This is a genomic window from Rhizobium sp. CECT 9324, assembly GCF_918741265.1.
In the GTDB taxonomy this organism is placed as follows: Bacteria; Pseudomonadota; Alphaproteobacteria; order Rhizobiales; family Rhizobiaceae; genus Allorhizobium.
This window is the reverse complement of the sequence record NZ_CAKKMZ010000001.1, coordinates 3,537,045-3,555,149: the sequence shown is the minus strand read 5'-3', so window position 1 is coordinate 3,555,149 and position 18,105 is coordinate 3,537,045. Positions and strand designations below refer to the sequence as shown.

Below are 18,105 nucleotides of genomic sequence, written 5' to 3'. Positions count from 1 at the left end.
CAAATCAGATACCCTGGGGTCGTCTCAGGTCCAGTGTGTGCGGGAATTCCGGCGACACGGTCTCGGGCCAGAGGGGATAGGAGCCGGCTGTATGGCCCCATGGCTCGAAACGTGCAAGCCGCCGGGCTTCCGCTTCATTCCCATTCACAGGGAAAGTGTCGTAGTTTCGGCCGCCAGGATGGGCGACGTGATACACGCAGCCGCCGATCGAGCGTCCAGACCATATATCATATATGTCGAATGTTAGCGGTGTGTTGACGGGCAGAACCGGATGCAGACCCGATGCCGGCTGCCAGGCCTTGTAGCGAACGCCGGCGACCGACACTTCGTTGGCGCCGCTTTTGCGCAACGGAAGGCGTCGACCATTGCAGGCAACGGCATAACGTTCCGGATTGGCGGTTTCCAGCTTCACCTGCAGGCGTTCGACGGACGAATCGACATAACGGACGGTGCCGCCGATCGCGCCTTGTTCGCCCATGACATGCCAGGGTTCGAGCGCCTGGCGCAGTTCCAGCTTCGAGCCCTCGTATTCCACCTCGCCGGCGAACGGGAAGCGGAATTCAAGCTGGGCGGCAAACCACTCGGGCTTGAAGTCGAAGCCGTTGTGGCGGAGGTCTGCCAGCACTTCGAGGAAGTCCTGCCATATATAATGCGGCAGCATGAACCGGTCATGCAACGAGGTGCCCCAGCGGACAAAATTGCCGCCGATCGGATTTTTCCAGAAGCGTGCGATCAAGGCACGAATCAGCAATTGCTGGGCCAGCGACATGCGCGCATTCGGCGGCATTTCAAACCCGCGGAATTCGACGAGACCCAGGCGGCCCGTCGGCCCGTCCGGGGAGAACAGCTTGTCGATGCAGATTTCGGACCGGTGCGTGTTGCCGGTGACGTCGATCAGCAGGTTGCGGAACAGCCGGTCGACGAGCCAGGGCAAAGGCGGCACTTCGCCGCTGTCCGGCATCGGGATCTGCGCCATGGCGATTTCGAGTTCGTAGAGGCTGTCGTGGCGGGCCTCGTCGATGCGCGGCGCCTGGCTGGTCGGTCCGATGAACAGGCCGGAAAACATGTAGGAAAGCGCGGGATGGCGCTGCCAGTGCAGAACAAGGCTCTTCAGCAGGTCCGGGCGGCGCAGGAATGGGCTGTCATTGGTGCTGGCGCCGCCAACCACCACATGGTTGCCGCCGCCTGTGCCGGTGTGGCGACCGTCGATCATGAACTTGTCGGCACCCAGCCGGCAGAGGCGCGCCTCTTCGTAGATCGCCGTCGTCGTCTCGACGCAGTCTTCCCAATTGTAGGCCGGATGGATGTTGACCTCGATGACGCCCGGGTCGGGTGCCACGCGGATGACGTTCAGGCGTTCGTCATGCGGCGGCGTATAGCCCTCGATATGGACCGGGAGGTTCAGGGCCTCTGCTGCGCGTTCGGCGGAGGCGACGAGGTCGAGATAGTCTTCGAGCGCTGCCGTCGGCGGCATGAAGATGCAGAGCCGGCCATCGCGAACCTCGACCGAGATCGCGGTGCGCACGCGTCCGCCGATTTCCTCGTAGGACTGGCCGATCTGCTGCTGCTGACCGGTATCGGTCTTCAGCGAATGTTCGGGCATGACCCGGCCCTTCTCGGTGGAGAAATCGGGCAGCGGCGGCTTTTCGACCGTCGGGTCGTCCGGGTTGATATAGGGGTACCAGGATGGCGAGACATAGGGCAGCGCATTAAGCGGCAGGCGGAAGCCGACAGGACTGTCGCCAGGGATCAGATAGAGCTGGCCGCGGCGGGTGCGCCATTTCTCGCTGACCCAGGTCCGGCCCGATGCCCGGCTCTGCCAGGCCTGGACCGGCAGGACGTAACCGGCCGGATTGGTCAGGCCATTGCCGAAGACCTTGGCGATGCGGTTGCGCTCTTCCGGGTCCTTGAGCTTGGAATTCGACGGATCGACATTTTCGGGGAGATTGCCTTCCTTGACGATCCATTCGGCCGGATCCTCATAGGCCGGGGCGACGTTTTCTGGTGGGATGGCCAGTTCGACCGCGATCGCTTCCAGCAAGCGGCCGGCATCCGCCTGTTCGACCTTGTGGTCGCGGTTTTCCAGCGCGATCAGGTCGGGATTGTTCCAGACCGGCAGGCCATCGCGACGCCAGTAGAGCGAGAAGGTCCAGCGCGGCAGGCTTTCGCCCGGATACCACTTGCCCTGACCATAATGCAGAAAGCCGCCGGGGGCGAAGCGCTCGCGCAGGCGGCGGATGAGGATATCGGCCTTTTCCCGCTTGGTCGGGCCGACGGCTTCGGTGTTCCATTCTTCGGATTGGAAATCGTCGATCGACACGAAGGTCGGTTCGCCGCCCATGGTCAGGCGCACGTCGCGGGCCTTGAGCTCGGCATCGACCTTGCGGCCGAGTTCGTTGAGGGAATCCCAGCTGTCGTCGGAGAATGGCTTGGTGATGCGCGGATGCTCGGAAACGCGCTTGACCTGCATGTCGAAGGCAAATTCCGTGTTGGCTTCGCCGAAATAACCGCCGGAGATCGGCGCTGCATTGCTGAAATGCGGGGTGGCGGCGAGTGGAATATGGCTCTCGCCGGTGAGGAGACCGGATGTCGGATCAAAGCCGATCCAGCCGGCACCGGGAATATAGGCTTCGCACCATGCGTGCAGATCGGTGAAATCGACTTCGGTGCCGGACGGGCCGTCAAGTGCCTTCAGATCGGGTGTGAGCTGGATCAGGTAGCCGGAGACGAAGCGCGCGGCGAGCCCGAGGCGGCGCAGGATCTGGACGAGAAGCCAGCTTGTGTCGCGACAGGAGCCCCTGCACGAATTTAGCGTTTCATCCGGCGTCTGGACGCCGGCTTCCATGCGGATGACATAGCCGATTTCCTGCTGCAACCTCGCATTCAGTGCGACAATCATGTCGACCGTGCCCTGGCCGGGCGTCATGTCGACCGTCTTCATGAAAGCAGCGAGCGCCGGCGTTTCCGGTTCCGGCTTCATGTAGATCGCCAGGTCGTCGCGAATGTCGGCCGGATAGTCGAAGGGCCATTTGGCCGCTTCTTCCTCGGTGAAGAAGTCGAACGGGTTGTAGACGCTCATGTCGGCGACGAGATCGACCTCGATCTTGAACTCGGTCACCGGGTCGGGGAATACGAATCGGGCGAGATAGTTGCCGTAGGGATCCTGCTGCAGATTGACGAAGTGGTTTTCCGGCGTGACCTTCAGCGAGTGGCTGATCACCTTGGTCCTGGAATGGGCGGCTGGTTTCAGCCTTATGATCTGCGGCCCAAGCTTGATCGGATTGTCGTATTTATAGTGGGTGAGGTGATAGATGCTTGCCTTGATCGACATACGGTCCGCTTGCCCTGTTCGCCCTTGTTTTTCCCGATTGCACGGGTGGACGATGATCTTGTGCAATGCAGCGGCATAAAGCAAGCGGGCCCTGACGACTGGTGTCGCAGAGCCCGCTTTTAGTGCATTTTGATAAAGATCAACTGCGGCCGAACTCGTCGACCAGGCGAATGATGTCATCTTCGCCGAGATAGGAACCGGTCTGGATCTCGATGATTTCCAGCTGGATCTTGCCCGGATTGCCGAGACGATGCACCGAACCTTGCGGAATATAGATCGACTGGTTCTCGTGCAGGATGGTCACCTTGTCATCGATCGTGACCTCCGCCGTGCCACGGACGCAGACCCAGTGCTCGGCGCGGTGGTGGTGCTTCTGCAGCGACAGCTTCTTGTCCGGATGAACGAACAGGCGTTTCACCTGGAAGCGCTCGCCGTTGAGGATCGAGGTATAACCGCCCCAGGGGCGCAGCGATGTCGGATGATTTTCCGTCAGATAGGCGGTCTTTTCATCGGCGGCCAGAAGCTTGACCAGCGAACCGACGCTCTGGCTGTCGTCGAGCCGGCCGACATAGACTGCGTCTTCGGATGCGATGACGGCGACGCCTTCCATGCCCTGGACAGCGATATGATTGTGACGCGACATGACCAGCGAGTTCTTCGTGCCAACGACCGTCGCATTGCCGGTCACGACATTGCCGTCCTCATCGCCACCGTCGAGTTTCCAGATGGCGTCCCAGGAGCCGAGGTCGGACCAGACGATCGGGGCCGGGACAACGGCGGCGTTCGCGGTCTTTTCCATAACGGCATAGTCGATGGAGATGCTGGGTGCCTGGGCAAAGCTTTCTGCATCGAGACGGGTGAAGTCGAGATCACCCTTGGCCTTCTCGATGGAGGTTGTGACCGCCGCCAGCACTTCCGGTGCCAGCGTCTGCAGTTCGGAGATCATCTGCCCGGCGGAAAAGACGAACATGCCGGAGTTCCACGCGTAGTTGCCGCTGGCGAGCATCTGCTCGGCCGTCTCGGCGTTTGGCTTTTCGACGAAGCGTTTCACCGCAAACGCGCCGTTGCCAAGCGCGTCGCCGATTTCAATATAACCATATCCGGTGGCGGGTTCGGTCGGGGTGATGCCGAAGGTGACGATCTTGCCGGCGCGGGCTGCCTCGGACGCTTCCGCGATGCAGCGGCGATAGGTGTCGTCGATGGTGATTTCGTGGTCAGACGGCAGGATCTGGATCAGCGCGTCCGGGCCATGGCGCTCGCTGACCACCAAGGCCGCCGCGGCAACCGCCGCCGCCGTATTGCGGGCTTCGGGCTCGAGAATAATGCCGTCGAGCCTGGTGTTCAGTTCGCGGGCCTGTTCTGCCACGAGAAAGCGGAAATCCTCGTTGGTGATGACCAGGGGCGCTTCGTAGATGGCCTTGTCGGCGACACGCAGCATGGTTTTCTGTAGCAGGGTTTCATCGCCAAGGAAGCGGATGAACTGTTTGGCCGCCGTGGCGCGTGAGAGGGGCCATAGCCGGGTTCCCTTGCCGCCGGCCATGATGACCGGAACGATCTTGCTGCTCATTTGTCTTGCCTTTCAGTCTCTGGGTGGGCAGAGGGCTGCCCGGGTCCGTGTTCCTGCGGTTCGGTCTGACCTCAATCGAGGTTTCACATGCTGAACCGCGCGAGTGTGGAACGCGGCAACGAAAGGTTTGTTACATTTTTTGTTCCCTTTTTCCAAGTGCTCCAGCCTTCCCCCATTCGGGTGAAAGTGAAAGCCTGCCGCATGGTTGGCATTGCCGCGCAGGCCGTGCTGTGATCAATTCCGACGACAAGGTTGCCGGGTGGTTCCGGTTGCCGACTGTTGAATGAACACTTTTCCAAGGCGCATATTCGTGACCAAACTCGCACCGCTCTTTGCTGTTCCCGCCGCACCCGTCATCCCGGTTCTCGGCGAGAACAACGGTTTTCCCGTTCACCGGATCTTTTGTGTCGGACGCAACTATGCAGCCCATGCGGCGGAAATGGGCAATGCTGTCGACCGGACGGCACCGTTCTACTTCAACAAGCCGCCGACGGGCCTTTTGCTCAATGGATCGACCATGCCCTATCCGCCCGGCACCAGCGATTGCCATCACGAAATAGAGTTGGTGATTGCGATCGGCGCACCGGCTTTCCGGATTGCCGAGGATGAAGCCGAGAGCATCGTCTACGGCTATGCAACCGGGCTCGACATGACCCGCCGGGACCTGCAGCAAATTGCCAAGGACCAGGGTCGCCCGTGGGACATGGCCAAGTCGTTCGAGGATTCGGCGATCATCGGGGCGATCACGAAGGCCGCCGATTTCAGACCGGAAAGCCAGCGGATTTCACTGACCGTGAACGGCGAGACAAAACAGGTTGGTCATCTCTCCGATCTGATCTGGTCGGTGCCGGAGATGATCAGCCATCTGTCGCGCTACTATCATCTGACGGCCGGCGATCTCATCTACACGGGAACGCCATCCGGCGTTGGACCGGTGGTGCCCGGCGATCACCTGGTTGGCGAAGTCGAGGGACTGGAAACGCTTGAGCTGACGATCGGTCCAGCCGAGTGACGCCGCAAACAAAGCGGTCGGCCGATGGCGGCCATTGACGATCCGGTCGCCGGATTTGCCGGGGGAGTTGCCAGGGCACGGGCTGGCGCGCGTTCGTGTGGCGTTTGTACGCTTTGCTGTATACTGCCCGATATCGACGAACTGGAAAAACCGGCCAATGTCACCTGTCGACACTGCGTGCCCGGCAGTGGCTGTGTGAACTATGACGTGCGGCCGCAGACCTGCCGGGATTTTCTCTGTCTCTGGCGCACCGAATTGCAGTTGGCGGATCATTGGGATCCGGCCGTCAGTCATATGATGGTTTATGTCCAAGGACCACAGATGACCGTTCTGGTGGATCCCGCCTATGCGACTATCTGGCAGCGCGAGCCCTATTTTGACGATCTCCGCCGGTGGGCAGGGGAAGCGAGGCGCAATGGTGGCTATCTGATCGTCTACGTTGCCGATGTCGTGACGGTGGTCGAGTAAGCCAGCCTTTTTGTCGGGTCAATTTTGCGCGTGCAATCATGCGAGACCATGCTTTCGGGCAAGCAAAAGGCTTGCCGTTGCCGGCAAGCCCTTCGAATACGCAACCTCACGCACCTGCGCCGGGCGAGGACAGTGTATCCACCCTCTCGCCCGAGCGCCGAGACGCGCGGTTAAAATATGGCCAGGTACTTCAGCAGCGAGATGACACCGATGATGATGACAACGATGCGGGCGATCTGTTTCGCACGGGCATCAACGGGCAGCATGCCGATCAGATAGAGGACCAGAACGATAACCAGAAATGTAATTAAGATGCTGATCAGAACAGATGTTCCCAATTCCCCGACTCCTTGCAAAGGCGCAAAATTGCGCTCTACACCCCTAACTATGGCAGGATCGGAACAAGGGAAGGGTTGCAGACCAAAAATCTCGACAAATGGTCGATGGCGATCATGTTTCCGACACAATGCCTCGTTATAAGATGCTCATCGAGATTGCTAATGAGCGCTGGAAGTTTCTGTCGCTCGCGATCTTGATGTCGCCCAAGACTTTTGACCACGGATGTACTGGCACTGGTGAGTAGGCGATAATGAGGAAGGTCGGTGCGATTTCGCCCCGGCCTTTTTTGTTGTCCTGCAGGGTTTGTCGTCTTGCATAGGAACTAAGTCGTTAGGCAGTCAGCGACTGCATTGGTCGTGAAAACGCAGGCGACGATTTCCGGTTCGCTGAGCCGGCAAAGCCAGTCGGCTGGCGCCCTCTCTCGACCGGAACCTCATTTTTCGAAATCCCAATGTCGGGCTTAAGCGAGCGGGAAAACATGCCGCCACGCCGCCGGCAAATCCCCAAGGCCGGAATGGAAAAAGGGCTCGTCGTTTCCGACAAGCCCTTGATTTCTCTGAATTCGAATGGTGGGCGTGACAGGGATTGAACCTGTGACCCCTACGATGTCAACGTAGTGCTCTCCCGCTGAGCTACACGCCCATCCGATGGCGGCTTAAGACCACAAAACCCCGGCGCCCGTCAATAGGCTTTTTGGAGTTTTGTGAAGAGTTTTTTACAAGCTCTTCGGGAGGCCTTACGCAGCAAGGAGTTTGTTGACTTCGTCGACGAGGTCGCGAAGGTGGAAAGGCTTGGAAAGAACCTTGGCGTCCTTCGGAGCCTTCGAATCGGCGTTTAGCGCGACGGCCGCAAAGCCGGTGATGAACATCACCTTGAGGTCAGGGTCGAGTTCGGTGGCGCGGCGCGCCAGTTCGATCCCGTCCATTTCCGGCATCACGATATCGGTCAGGAGAAGCGAAAAGGGTTCTTCGCGGAGGCGGTCGTAGGCGCTGGCGCCGTTGTCGAAGGAGGAAACTTTGTAGCCCGCCTTTTCCAACGCCTTGACCAGAAACCGGCGCATGTCGTTGTCATCTTCGGCGAGAAGGATTTTCTGAGTCATTTGGGGACCGCTTACACTGGAATTGCATGGAAGGCTCGCAGCCCCTGACATTAGGTCGTGCCGAGTAAAGATCCCGTGAACAACGAAAAGAGGGCCGCTCGCGCCGCTGAAACCAGTATGGACTTCGGGGCGGCCAACTGGCAACATGACTTCCACAACAAGTTTGTGACTTGGTAAAGAAGAGGCGCTGGGGACGGAATGACAAGCGATTTCGAGCTGTTCGAGGTTCGCGAGCCCCAGGTTCAGTCCATTCCCTTTGTGTATAACTCTCCCCATAGCGGTCGAAGATATCCCGTTTCCTTCCTCGATGAGACGCGACTCGATGATCTGGCGATTCGCCGGTCCGAAGATCACTATGTCGATGAGCTGTTTTCCGCGGCGCCCTCATTCGGTGCGCCATTGCTTCTGGCGCATTTTCCGCGCGCCTATGTTGATGTCAATCGCGAGCCCTACGAGCTCGACCCACGGATGTTTACCGATCCGCTGCCGCCGTTTGCCAACAGCAATTCGGCGCGCGTCGCCGGCGGGCTTGGGACCGTTCCGCGGATCGTTGCCGAGAACATGGAAATCTACGAGCGGCGCATGCCGCTTGCCGTGGCGCTTGAACGGATCGAGGCCTGCTACAAGCCGTATCACGCCTGCCTGCGCCGGCTGATTGCGCGCACCCATGCCCGCTTCGGCTTCGGCGTATTGATCGATTGCCACTCGATGCCGGGCAATATTCGGGTGGCCGGCAGCGGGTTGCGCCCGGATTTTATCGTCGGCGACCGCTATGGGACCAGTGCATCGGCCGAGCTTTCGCACGCCGCCATTGAATTCCTGGAAGGACTGGGCTTTGCCGCCGTGCGCAACAAGCCCTACGCCGGTGGCTTCATCACTGAGCACTATGGCCGCCCAGCGCGCGGGCTGCATGCCCTGCAGATCGAGATCAATCGCTCGCTCTATATCGACGAGGCAACGCTGCTCAAGCGGCCAGATTTTGACGCGCTCGCGGGTTCGCTCGCCCTGTTCATGGGGCAAATGGCTGAATATGTTGCCGACTATGCTGGCGACACTTCTCTGGCCGCCGAATAATTCCCACGCATCAGGCAAAAAAAACCGCGCCAAGGGCGCGGCTAAGTCTAGGGAGGAAACACCCAAGGAGGGTATTTACAGTCAAAGACTGTAGGCAAAAGATACTTTTTGCAGTGCACCATTGTCAAGATCAATTGTGTCACTTTTTTAAGCAAGGCCAAAAAATACGCAATTGGTCGCGCTTGCATCGATCTCGGCGGTTGCGGGCGGTTGTCCGTCTTGCCGGTTTTCTTTCGTCGCAACTCACTTTAAGAATGGCGCGCCATTCCTCGTTCGACGGATTTCCTCATGCGCCCTGACCGTGCTTTTTTCGACCGCCTTGCCGATGCAGCCAAAGCTGAGACCCTGCCGCGGTTTCGCTCAGGACTATCGGTCGTCAACAAGGAAGCGGGCGGCTTCGATCCGGTCACGGAAGGTGACCAGGCGGCTGAAGCTGCGATCCGCCAGTTGATCGAGGCCGCGTTTCCGACACACGGCATTCTCGGCGAAGAGCATGAGAACATTCGCATGGACAGCGATCAGCTCTGGGTGATCGATCCGATCGACGGAACGCGCGCCTTCATCTCCGGCGTGCCGGTCTGGGGAACGTTGATCGGTTTCCAGGAAAACGGCCGGTCGGTCATGGGGCTGATGGACCAGCCGTTCACCGGCGAGCGTTATTATGCCGATGGCGAGCGATCCTGGTATCGGGGGCCGGACGGCGAACGACAGATCCAGGTGCGCGACTGCGGCGGTCTGGAGAATGCCATCCTGTTCACCACCTCGCCGCATCTGTTCAAAGGCTGGGAAGTCGAGCGGTTCCAAGCCGTGCAGGACAAGGTCAAGCTGTTTCGCTACGGTGTGGATTGCTACGCCTATGCGCTGCTCGCTGCCGGCCATGTCGACCTGGTCATCGAGACGGTTCTGAAGCCTTATGATGTCGGCGCCCTGATCCCGATCATCGAGCAGGCCGGCGGGGTGATCACCACCTGGGATGGCGGACGGCCGGAAAACGGCGGCTCGATCATCGCGGCGGGTTCTGCGGACGTGCATGCCGAGGCAATGGCGATGCTCAAGGCGCGCTGAGCGCCTGTCACGTTTCCGTCAATCCTCGATATCGGCATCCGTCAGGCGGGGTGTCTCTCGCACCTCGTCTGGTTCTCCGCCGGGGACAAATGCGTAGAAGGCTGCCAGCGCCTGGGTGCGGTAGCGGTCGTGCTCCTGCAGGATCTCGTGGCGACTGCCGGGGACGGGGACAAGTTGGCCGGCGCGGAAATATTGCGACAGCTTTTCCTGGTACAGGAAAGGCACAATCGGATCATTGCCGGGGGCGATGATGACCGTCGGCACGGTGATCGCAGCGAGATGCCGCGGATCGCGCACCTGATTGATGGTCTTTTGTGCCTCGTAGAGCCAGCGGGCCGTCGGTGGACCGAGGAACAGTTCCGGATGGTCGATGACCAGCCGCTGATTGCGGGCGAAACGCGTCGGGTCGGTGGTCAGCGGATTGTCGTCGAAATCCTTGCGCGGTTCATCCTTGTTCAGGCAGATATGACCCAGGCCCGTCCAGCTTGCCAGAGCCGATAGACGATAGATGTTTTCGGGTGAGGTCTTCTGTCCGCCAAGGCCGACGAAGGGGGCGGTCAGAACCATGCGCTCGATGCGATTGGACAGGCGCGGCGCCGCCTTCAGCGCGATCAGGCCACCGGTCGAATGGGCGAGCATGAAAAACGGCAGCCGGGTATCGGGCAGCACCACCTGTTCGAGAAAGATTTCCAGGTCGCGGATATAGTCCATGAAACGGTTGACATGGCCCTTGCGTGCATCCTTGAGGAGTCTCTCCGAGCCACCCTGGCCACGGAAGTCGTAAGTCGCCACCCAGAACCCGCGCGACGTCAGGTCGCGGATCGTCTCGAAATATTTTTCGATGCTCTCGTTGCGGCCATGCAACAGCACCACCGTGCCCTTGATTTCGGTGATTTCGCTGCGAAAGACGGCGTAACGCAGACTGATGCCGCGATGTCCCTTGAAGAAGCCGACCGTGGGGTGGCCCGGAACGGGATTGCCTGGAGTGGCGTGAAGAATGGCGTCCATGCTTGCAAATGCCTGACCGTTCGGGGCGCACTTCGTCGTTTCCATCGGGATAGGATGACGACTGGAAAAGGTCAAAAGAAAAAAAGCCGGAACCGCTTCAGGGGAGAGCGCGGTTCCGGCAAGATCAGCCGGGATGGAAGGGGCGATATTCCCGGCATCGGGTTCGAGACAACCGATGGTGCGTTTTACGCTGGCGGGGCTGAACCGACTTTGAACCTGCCGTTCACATGCAATTCATCAGCGGAAACAGCGATGATCTTGAATTTGCCGGGGCCATTTCCCACATCGTCGTCACGGGCGCCGCAAGGGTCCGTGAACCGCTGCCAGCGTTGCCCGAAGGGATGCTGTGCAGTTTGAAACACGCCAACGTCGCTTCCAAGGAGGACACTATGCGTCACGTCGATTTTTCCCCACTCTACCGCTCCACGGTCGGTTTCGACCGCCTGTTCACCATGCTGGATACGCTTGCGCAGCCGGATCAGGCGCAGAGCTACCCGCCCTACAATATCGAGCGCACGGGCGATAACCTTTATCGCATCACCATGGCGGTGGCCGGTTTTGATGAAGCCGAACTTTCAATCGAAGCCCATGCGCATGTGCTGACCGTCAAGGGCGAAAAGGCGGAGGAGGATACCAGCGAGCCCACCGAGTTCCTGTATCGCGGCATTGCCAAGCGCGCCTTCGAGCGCCGCTTCCAGCTTGCCGATCACGTCGAGGTCACGGCCGCTTCGCTGAAAAATGGCCTGTTGCATATCGATCTGCTGCGCAACATTCCCGAAGCAATGAAGCCGCGCCGGATCTCGATCAGCGCCGAATCGCTCGGCGCCGTGCCGAAGGCAATCGAATCGCATGTGAACTGAGGTTTCGGCCCACAGGCCAGCCTTGAGGCGGCGGACTCCGGTTCGCCGCCTTTTTGTTTGTGACGGCTCAGACGACTTCTATGAATTGATCCACTTCTTCCTGTGTCGTCGAGAAGCTGGTTACAAGACGAACGAGGCGTTCGTTCTCACCGATCATGTGCGGCATGTCGCGCGGCGCCAGCCAGTCGTAGAATTTCGCCCCTTTCGACTGCGCGCGGGCGGCAGACGTCTTGTCGATGATGGCAAAGACTTCGTTCGCCTGGGTTTGCCAGGCAAGGCGTGCGGTGTTCTTGGCGGTCAGGCCCACCCGCAGCCGGTCGGCCATGGCATTGGAGTGGCGGGCGAGGTCGAGCCACAGGTCGCCTTCGAGATAGGCTTCCAGCTGGGCCGAGATGAAGCGGGTCTTGGAGAAGAGCTGGGCCGAGCGCTTGCGGATATAGGGCATTTCCTCGGCCATTTCCGGCTTCATGAAGACAATCGCCTCCGCACACCAGCAGCCGTTCTTGGTGCCGCCGAAAGAGAGAATGTCGACGCCACGTTTCCAGGTCATTTCGGCGGGCGTTGCATCCAGGGCGACAAGCGCATTGGCGAAGCGGGCGCCATCCATATGCAAAGGCAGGTTCTTGGATTTGGCAATGGCGGCGATCGCGTCCAGTTCGTCGAGCGTGTAGACTGTGCCGGCTTCGGTTGCCTGCGTCACGGTGATCGCCATCGGCCGGCCCTGGTGGACGGAGGGCACATCGAAGCGGGAGACGGCGGTGTGCAGCGCTTCGCGGTCCATCTTGCCGTTGTCGCCTTCGACCGGAAAAAGCCGGCATGCGCTGGTCAGAAACTCCGGAGCGCCGCCTTCGTCGGCATTTACATGCGCATCCGAGTGACAGAAGGTGACGCCGCCGGCCTTTGCGACGCTGGCGAGCGCCAGAGAATTGGCCGCAGTGCCTGTCGCGACGAAAAAGACGGCGACCTCGCGCTCGAAGATATCGTTGAACTGTGCCTCGATCCGCTTGTCGAGCTCGCTCGAGCCGTAGGCGCTGGCAAAGCCGGCCGCCTGCTTGGTGAGGCTTTCTGCGATCTTGGGATGGGCGCCGGACCAGTTGTCGGAAGCGAAGAACATGAAGAGTTTCCCGGGGGTTGGAAGGAGTGATCGCGAGCTTAGGCATTTCCGTGTCGCTATCAATCCGGTCCGCGGCGGAACGTGTCGCTTTCTTGCAGTCCGCAAGAAGTGCATCACTGACCTATTCATGTGGGAAAGAAAATTGCGCAAGCGGCGTATCGGTGGCAACTTAGCGTCGGAAGTCCGGTTAATTTTCATGGCGCGATCTTGCGTGAGCGTTTACTTTCTGTCATAGAAATCTCGAAATTAGGTCAGACTAGTTGACCTAATTCTGGTTTCTGAGGTGAAGGATTTGGGTGTCATTGCCTGGTGACGCGGTCCCGCTAGGGTCGCGAAGAGCCAAGGGAGATGCATCCGGCCGATGGGTCCAGGCATGCGAGCCCGAGTGGATCGGGCCTATTTGGAGGGAAGGCAATGACGAAGATGACGCCATCCGACGAGATCGTTCAGGGCGCTGCAGAGCGCACATCTGAGATCCGAGGCATCCGGCAGAACACGTATGGTCTCCCGGCCAAGCAGGGTCTTTACGATCCGAAGAACGAGCATGATGCCTGCGGCGTCGGCTTCATCGCCCATATGAAGGGCGTCAAGTCGCACCAGATCGTCAAGGATGGCCTGTTCATCCTCGAAAACCTGACCCATCGCGGCGCCGTCGGTGCCGATCCCCTGATGGGCGATGGTGCCGGTATTCTTGTGCAGATCCCGGATCGCTTCTTCCGCGAGGAAATGGCGGCCCAGGGCATTACCCTGCCGAAGGCCGGCGAATATGCCGTCGGTCACTTCTTCTTCCCGCAGGACGAAGAGCAGGTCGCGCATTTCAAGAAGGTTATCGCGGAAGTCTGTTCCGCCGAAGGCCAGCATCTGATCGGTTATCGCGACGTGCCGGTCGACAATTCCTCGCTGTCCAAGGCGCCGGAGATTGCAGCTACTGAGCCGCGCCAGATCCAGGTCTTCATCGGCGCCGGCCGCGATGCCGCGACCCAGGAGCAGTTCGAGCGTCGCCTGTTCCTGCTGCGCAAGGTGATCTCCAACCGTATCTATGACCAGTATGGCGGCGAGGAGACCGGTTTCTATCCGGTGTCGCTGTCGTCCTCGACCATCGTCTACAAGGGCATGTTCCTCGCCTACCAGGTCGGTGCCTATTACAAGGATCTCGCCGATCCGCGCTTCGAATCGGCCGTGGCGCTGGTGCATCAGCGCTTCTCGACCAACACCTTCCCGTCGTGGAAGCTGGCGCATCCCTACCGCATGGTCGCCCATAACGGCGAAATCAACACGCTGCGCGGTAACGTCAACTGGATGGCGGCACGTCAGGCATCTGTCTCCTCGCCGCTGTTCGGCGACGACATTTCCAAGCTGTGGCCGATTTCCTATGAAGGCCAGTCGGACACGGCCTGTTTCGACAACGCACTGGAATTCCTGCAGCGCGGCGGCTACTCGCTGGCGCATGCCGTGATGATGCTGATCCCGGAAGCCTGGTCGGGCAACCAGTCGATGAGCCCCGAACGCAAGGCGTTCTACGAATACCACGCGGCCCTGATGGAGCCGTGGGATGGTCCGGCTGCGGTCTGCTTTACCGACGGCCGCCAGATCGGCGCGACGCTCGACCGCAACGGTCTGCGTCCGGCGCGCTACATCGTCACCAATGACGACCGCATCATCCTGGCGTCGGAGGCCGGCACGCTGCCGGTTCCGGAAGAAAGCATCATCAAGAAGTGGCGCCTGCAGCCGGGCAAGATGCTGCTGATCGACATGGCGGAAGGACGCATCATTTCCGATGAGGAAGTGAAGTCGCAACTCGCCGGCAGTCACCCCTATCGCAAGTGGCTCGACCGCACCCAGCTGATCCTGGAGGAACTGAAGCCGGTTGAGCCGCGGGCGCTGCGCCGCGACGTGTCGCTGCTCGATCGCCAGCAGGCTTTCGGCTATACGACCGAGGACACCAAGCTTTTGATGTCGCCGATGGCGACCACGGGCCAGGAAGCGATCGGCTCGATGGGGACCGACACGCCGATCTCGGCGATGTCGTCGAAGTCGAAGATGCTCTACACCTATTTCAAGCAGAACTTCGCCCAGGTGACCAACCCGCCGATCGATCCGATCCGCGAGGAGCTGGTGATGAGCCTTGTGTCGTTCATCGGCCCGCGTCCGAACATCCTCGACCACGAGGGTGCGGCCAACGCCAAGCGTCTGGAAGTGCGCCAGCCGATCCTGACCAATGGCGATCTGGAAAAGATCCGCTCGATCGGCCACACGGAAGATCGCTTCGACACCAAGACGCTCGATTTCACCTATGATGTCGAACGCGGCGCCGAAGGCATGCCGGACATGCTCGACCGCCTGTGCGAGCGCGCCGAGGCGGCCGTTCGCGGCGGCTACAACATCATCGTGCTCTCCGACCGTCAGGTCGGTCCGGACCGCATCGCCATTCCGGCGCTGCTGGCCACCGCTGCGGTGCATCACCACCTGATCCGCAAGGGTCTTCGCACTTCGGTCGGCATCGTGGTGGAATCGGGCGAGCCGCGCGAAGTGCACCACTTCTGCTGTCTCGCCGGCTACGGCGCTGAAGCGATCAACCCCTATCTCGCCTTCGATACGCTGCTCGACATGCACAAGCACAACGAGTTCCCGAAGGAAGTGTCGGAAGACGAAGTCGTCTATCGCTATATCAAGGCGGTCGGAAAGGGCATTCTCAAGGTCATGTCGAAGATGGGCATCTCGACCTACCAGTCCTATTGCGGCGCGCAGATCTTCGATGCGATCGGCCTGTCGTCGGCGCTGGTCGAGAAGTATTTCTTCGGTACCGCGACTACGATCGAAGGGATCGGCCTGACCGAAATCGCCGAGGAGACGGCCAGTCGTCACGCGGCTGCCTTCGGCAAGGACCCTATATTGGCTTCGACGCTCGAGATCGGCGGCGAATATGCCTATCGCATGCGGGGTGAAAACCACGCCTGGAGCCCGGACTCGATTGCTTCGCTGCAGCATGCGGTTCGCGGCAACAGCCAGGAGCGCTACCGCGAATTTGCCGAGATGGTGAATGACAGCGCGCTCCGCATGAACACCATCCGTGGCCTGTTCAAGATCAAGACTGCGAACGATCTCGGCCGCAAGCCGATCTCGATCGACGAGGTCGAGCCGGCTGTCGATATCGTCAAGCGTTTCTCGACCGGTGCCATGTCCTTCGGCTCGATCAGCCGCGAGGCGCATTCGACCCTGGCGATCGCGATGAACCGGATCGGCGGCAAGTCGAACACCGGCGAAGGTGGCGAGGAAAGCGATCGCTACCTGCCGCTGATGAACGGCGCTGCCAATCCGGAGCGTTCGGCCATCAAGCAGATCGCGTCGGGCCGCTTCGGCGTGACCACGGAATATCTGGTCAATGCCGACATGTTGCAGATCAAGGTCGCGCAGGGTGCCAAGCCCGGCGAAGGCGGCCAGCTGCCCGGCCACAAGGTCGATGCGACGATTGCCAAGACGCGGCACTCGACGCCGGGTGTCGGCCTGATTTCGCCGCCGCCACATCATGACATTTATTCGATCGAAGATCTGGCCCAGCTGATCTTCGACCTGAAGAACGTCAATCCGGAAGCCGATGTTTCGGTCAAGCTGGTCTCGGAAGTCGGCGTCGGCACGGTTGCCGCCGGCGTCGCCAAGGCGCGCGCCGATCATATCACCATTTCCGGCTTCGATGGCGGCACCGGCGCATCGCCGCTCACCTCGCTCAAGCACGCGGGTAGCCCTTGGGAAATCGGGCTTGCCGAAACCCAGCAGACGCTGGTGCTGAACGGCCTTCGTTCGCGCATCGCCTTGCAGGTCGATGGCGGGCTAAAGACGGGCCGCGACGTCATCATCGGCGCGCTTCTCGGGGCTGACGAATTCGGTTTTGCCACGGCTCCGTTGATTGCTGCGGGTTGCATCATGATGCGCAAGTGCCACCTGAACACCTGCCCGGTCGGTGTCGCTACCCAGGATCCTGTCCTGCGCAAGCGCTTCAAGGGTGCACCGGAACACGTCATCAACTACTTCTTCTTCGTCGCCGAAGAAGTGCGCGAAATTCTTGCTTCTCTTGGCGTCACCAAGCTCGACGAGATCATCGGCGCTTCCGAACTGCTCGAGAAGGACCAGATGCTGGCGCATTGGAAAGCGGAAGGCCTCGATTTCTCGAAGATCTTCCACAAGGTCGATGCGCCGAAGGCCGCCACGCTGTGGACCGAGCGCCAGAAACACCCGATCGACGACGTGCTCGATCGCAGGCTGATCGAGAAGGCTATGCCGGCTCTTGAAAGCAAGCAGCCGGTGGTTCTGGAAGTCGATATCAAGAATGTCGACCGTTCGGCCGGCGCCATGCTCTCGGGTGAACTTGCCAAGCGTCATGGCCACAAGGGCCTGAAGGATGACACGATCCACGTCACGCTGACCGGCACGGCGGGCCAGTCGTTCGGTGCGTTTCTCGCGCGCGGCATCACATTCGATCTCGTCGGCGACGGCAATGATTATGTCGGCAAGGGACTTTCGGGTGGCCGCATCATCGTGCGCCCGCCGGAAAACACCCGGATCGTCGCCGAAGATTCCATCATCGTCGGCAACACGGTTCTCTACGGCGCGATTGCCGGCGAGTGCTATTTCCGCGGCGTGGCCGGCGAACGGTTCGCTGTGCGCAACTCGGGCTCGGTCGCGGTGGTCGAGGGCGTGGGCGACCATGGCTGCGAATACATGACCGGCGGCGTCGTCGTCGTGCTCGGCCAGACCGGCCGCAACTTCGCAGCCGGCATGTCGGGTGGCGTGGCCTATGTACTCGACGAAACCGGTGATTTTGCCAAGCGTTGCAACATGGCGATGGTCGAACTCGAGCCGGTTCCGGAAGAGGACGACATGCTGGAGAAGCTGCACCATCACGGTGGCGACTTGATGCACAAGGGCCTCGTCGACGTGTCGGGCGACATGACCCGTCATGACGAGGAACGCCTTTACCAGCTGATCTCGAACCATCTGCATTACACGGGCTCCAACCGCGCCAAGCAGATTCTCGACAGCTGGGCCGAGTATCGCCCGAAGTTCCGCAAGGTCATGCCGGTAGAATACCGCCGTGCGCTGGAGGAAATGGAACGCATGCGCATGGGCGTGGCTGCGGAATAACTTCTGCAGGTTAAATTCTGTGATATGCT

Annotated in this window: 13 protein-coding genes and 1 tRNA gene; 7 read left to right on the top strand and 7 right to left on the bottom strand. The window is 60.3% G+C overall.

Annotated features, from left to right (window positions below):
• Nucleotides 1-4: 4 nt before the first annotated feature.
• A complete protein-coding gene (locus LQ231_RS17285; RefSeq protein WP_230172466.1) occupies nucleotides 5-3,331 on the bottom strand; it encodes a transglutaminase family protein in 3,327 nt (1,108 codons plus the stop codon).
• Between the two features lie 139 nt (nucleotides 3,332-3,470).
• Nucleotides 3,471-4,898: a mannose-1-phosphate guanylyltransferase/mannose-6-phosphate isomerase gene (locus LQ231_RS17280; protein ID WP_113142165.1), complete on the bottom strand. Its 1,428-nt coding sequence runs from the start codon at nucleotides 4,896-4,898 to the stop codon at nucleotides 3,471-3,473.
• A gap of 87 nt (nucleotides 4,899-4,985) precedes the next feature.
• Between LQ231_RS17280 and LQ231_RS17275 the strand changes: the two genes are divergently transcribed.
• From LQ231_RS17275 to LQ231_RS17265, 3 genes are all read left to right on the top strand, one after another.
• A complete protein-coding gene (locus LQ231_RS17275; protein ID WP_162742665.1) occupies nucleotides 4,986-5,132 on the top strand; it encodes a hypothetical protein in 147 nt (48 codons plus the stop codon).
• A gap of 76 nt (nucleotides 5,133-5,208) precedes the next feature.
• Nucleotides 5,209-5,910: a fumarylacetoacetate hydrolase family protein gene (locus tag LQ231_RS17270; protein ID WP_230172461.1), complete on the top strand. Its 702-nt coding sequence runs from the start codon at nucleotides 5,209-5,211 to the stop codon at nucleotides 5,908-5,910.
• A gap of 24 nt (nucleotides 5,911-5,934) precedes the next feature.
• Complete coding sequence (locus LQ231_RS17265) at nucleotides 5,935-6,378, top strand: hypothetical protein (RefSeq protein ID WP_230172460.1); 444 nt, start codon at nucleotides 5,935-5,937, stop codon at nucleotides 6,376-6,378.
• A 170-nt stretch (nucleotides 6,379-6,548) separates the two neighbouring features.
• Here LQ231_RS17265 and LQ231_RS17260 read toward each other — a convergent pair whose 3' ends face one another.
• The 3 genes from LQ231_RS17260 to cpdR1 form a co-directional block, all read right to left on the bottom strand.
• Nucleotides 6,549-6,716 (bottom strand): Thivi_2564 family membrane protein, encoded by a 168-nt coding sequence (locus tag LQ231_RS17260; protein WP_230172458.1) that lies wholly within the window; start codon nucleotides 6,714-6,716, stop codon nucleotides 6,549-6,551.
• A gap of 568 nt (nucleotides 6,717-7,284) precedes the next feature.
• A tRNA-Val gene (locus tag LQ231_RS17255) sits at nucleotides 7,285-7,359 on the bottom strand.
• Between the two features lie 94 nt (nucleotides 7,360-7,453).
• Complete coding sequence (gene cpdR1 / locus LQ231_RS17250) at nucleotides 7,454-7,816, bottom strand: response regulator CpdR1 (protein ID WP_006726917.1); 363 nt, start codon at nucleotides 7,814-7,816, stop codon at nucleotides 7,454-7,456.
• A gap of 198 nt (nucleotides 7,817-8,014) precedes the next feature.
• Here cpdR1 and LQ231_RS17245 point away from each other — a divergent pair, with 198 nt between their 5' ends.
• A complete protein-coding gene (locus tag LQ231_RS17245) occupies nucleotides 8,015-8,890 on the top strand; it encodes an N-formylglutamate amidohydrolase (RefSeq protein ID WP_113142163.1) in 876 nt (291 codons plus the stop codon).
• Between the two features lie 288 nt (nucleotides 8,891-9,178).
• A complete protein-coding gene (gene hisN / locus LQ231_RS17240; protein WP_230172457.1) occupies nucleotides 9,179-9,955 on the top strand; it encodes a histidinol-phosphatase in 777 nt (258 codons plus the stop codon).
• An 18-nt stretch (nucleotides 9,956-9,973) separates the two neighbouring features.
• On the opposite strand, the gene LQ231_RS17235 is transcribed toward hisN, so the two are convergent.
• On the bottom strand, nucleotides 9,974-10,963 hold the full coding sequence (locus LQ231_RS17235; protein WP_230172456.1) for an alpha/beta hydrolase: 990 nt from the start codon (nucleotides 10,961-10,963) through the stop codon (nucleotides 9,974-9,976).
• Between the two features lie 389 nt (nucleotides 10,964-11,352).
• On the opposite strand from LQ231_RS17235, the gene LQ231_RS17230 reads away from it, so the two are divergent.
• Nucleotides 11,353-11,823 (top strand): Hsp20 family protein, encoded by a 471-nt coding sequence (locus tag LQ231_RS17230; protein WP_230172455.1) that lies wholly within the window; start codon nucleotides 11,353-11,355, stop codon nucleotides 11,821-11,823.
• Nucleotides 11,824-11,890: 67 nt separating this feature from the next.
• On the opposite strand, the gene LQ231_RS17225 is transcribed toward LQ231_RS17230, so the two are convergent.
• Complete coding sequence (locus LQ231_RS17225) at nucleotides 11,891-12,937, bottom strand: low specificity L-threonine aldolase (RefSeq protein WP_230172448.1); 1,047 nt, start codon at nucleotides 12,935-12,937, stop codon at nucleotides 11,891-11,893.
• Nucleotides 12,938-13,351: 414 nt separating this feature from the next.
• Here LQ231_RS17225 and gltB point away from each other — a divergent pair, with 414 nt between their 5' ends.
• Nucleotides 13,352-18,076 (top strand): glutamate synthase large subunit, encoded by a 4,725-nt coding sequence (gene gltB / locus LQ231_RS17220; RefSeq protein WP_230172447.1) that lies wholly within the window; start codon nucleotides 13,352-13,354, stop codon nucleotides 18,074-18,076.
• Nucleotides 18,077-18,105 lie beyond the last annotated feature (29 nt).

Bases quoted from the DNA above. Each gene is read 5' to 3' on its own strand.
- LQ231_RS17285 (WP_230172466.1), bottom strand. From the start codon at position 3,331: ATGTCGATCAAGGCAAGCATCTATCACCTCACCCACTATAAATACGAC.
- LQ231_RS17280 (WP_113142165.1), bottom strand. From the start codon at position 4,898: ATGAGCAGCAAGATCGTTCCGGTCATCATGGCCGGCGGCAAGGGAACC.
- LQ231_RS17275 (WP_162742665.1), top strand. From the start codon at position 4,986: ATGCTGAACCGCGCGAGTGTGGAACGCGGCAACGAAAGGTTTGTTACA.
- LQ231_RS17265 (WP_230172460.1), top strand. From the start codon at position 5,935: ATGGCGGCCATTGACGATCCGGTCGCCGGATTTGCCGGGGGAGTTGCC.
- cpdR1 (WP_006726917.1), bottom strand. From the start codon at position 7,816: ATGACTCAGAAAATCCTTCTCGCCGAAGATGACAACGACATGCGCCGG.
- LQ231_RS17245 (WP_113142163.1), top strand. From the start codon at position 8,015: ATGACAAGCGATTTCGAGCTGTTCGAGGTTCGCGAGCCCCAGGTTCAG.
- hisN (WP_230172457.1), top strand. From the start codon at position 9,179: ATGCGCCCTGACCGTGCTTTTTTCGACCGCCTTGCCGATGCAGCCAAA.
- LQ231_RS17235 (WP_230172456.1), bottom strand. From the start codon at position 10,963: ATGGACGCCATTCTTCACGCCACTCCAGGCAATCCCGTTCCGGGCCAC.
- LQ231_RS17230 (WP_230172455.1), top strand. From the start codon at position 11,353: ATGCGTCACGTCGATTTTTCCCCACTCTACCGCTCCACGGTCGGTTTC.
- LQ231_RS17225 (WP_230172448.1), bottom strand. From the start codon at position 12,937: ATGTTCTTCGCTTCCGACAACTGGTCCGGCGCCCATCCCAAGATCGCA.
- gltB (WP_230172447.1), top strand. From the start codon at position 13,352: ATGACGAAGATGACGCCATCCGACGAGATCGTTCAGGGCGCTGCAGAG.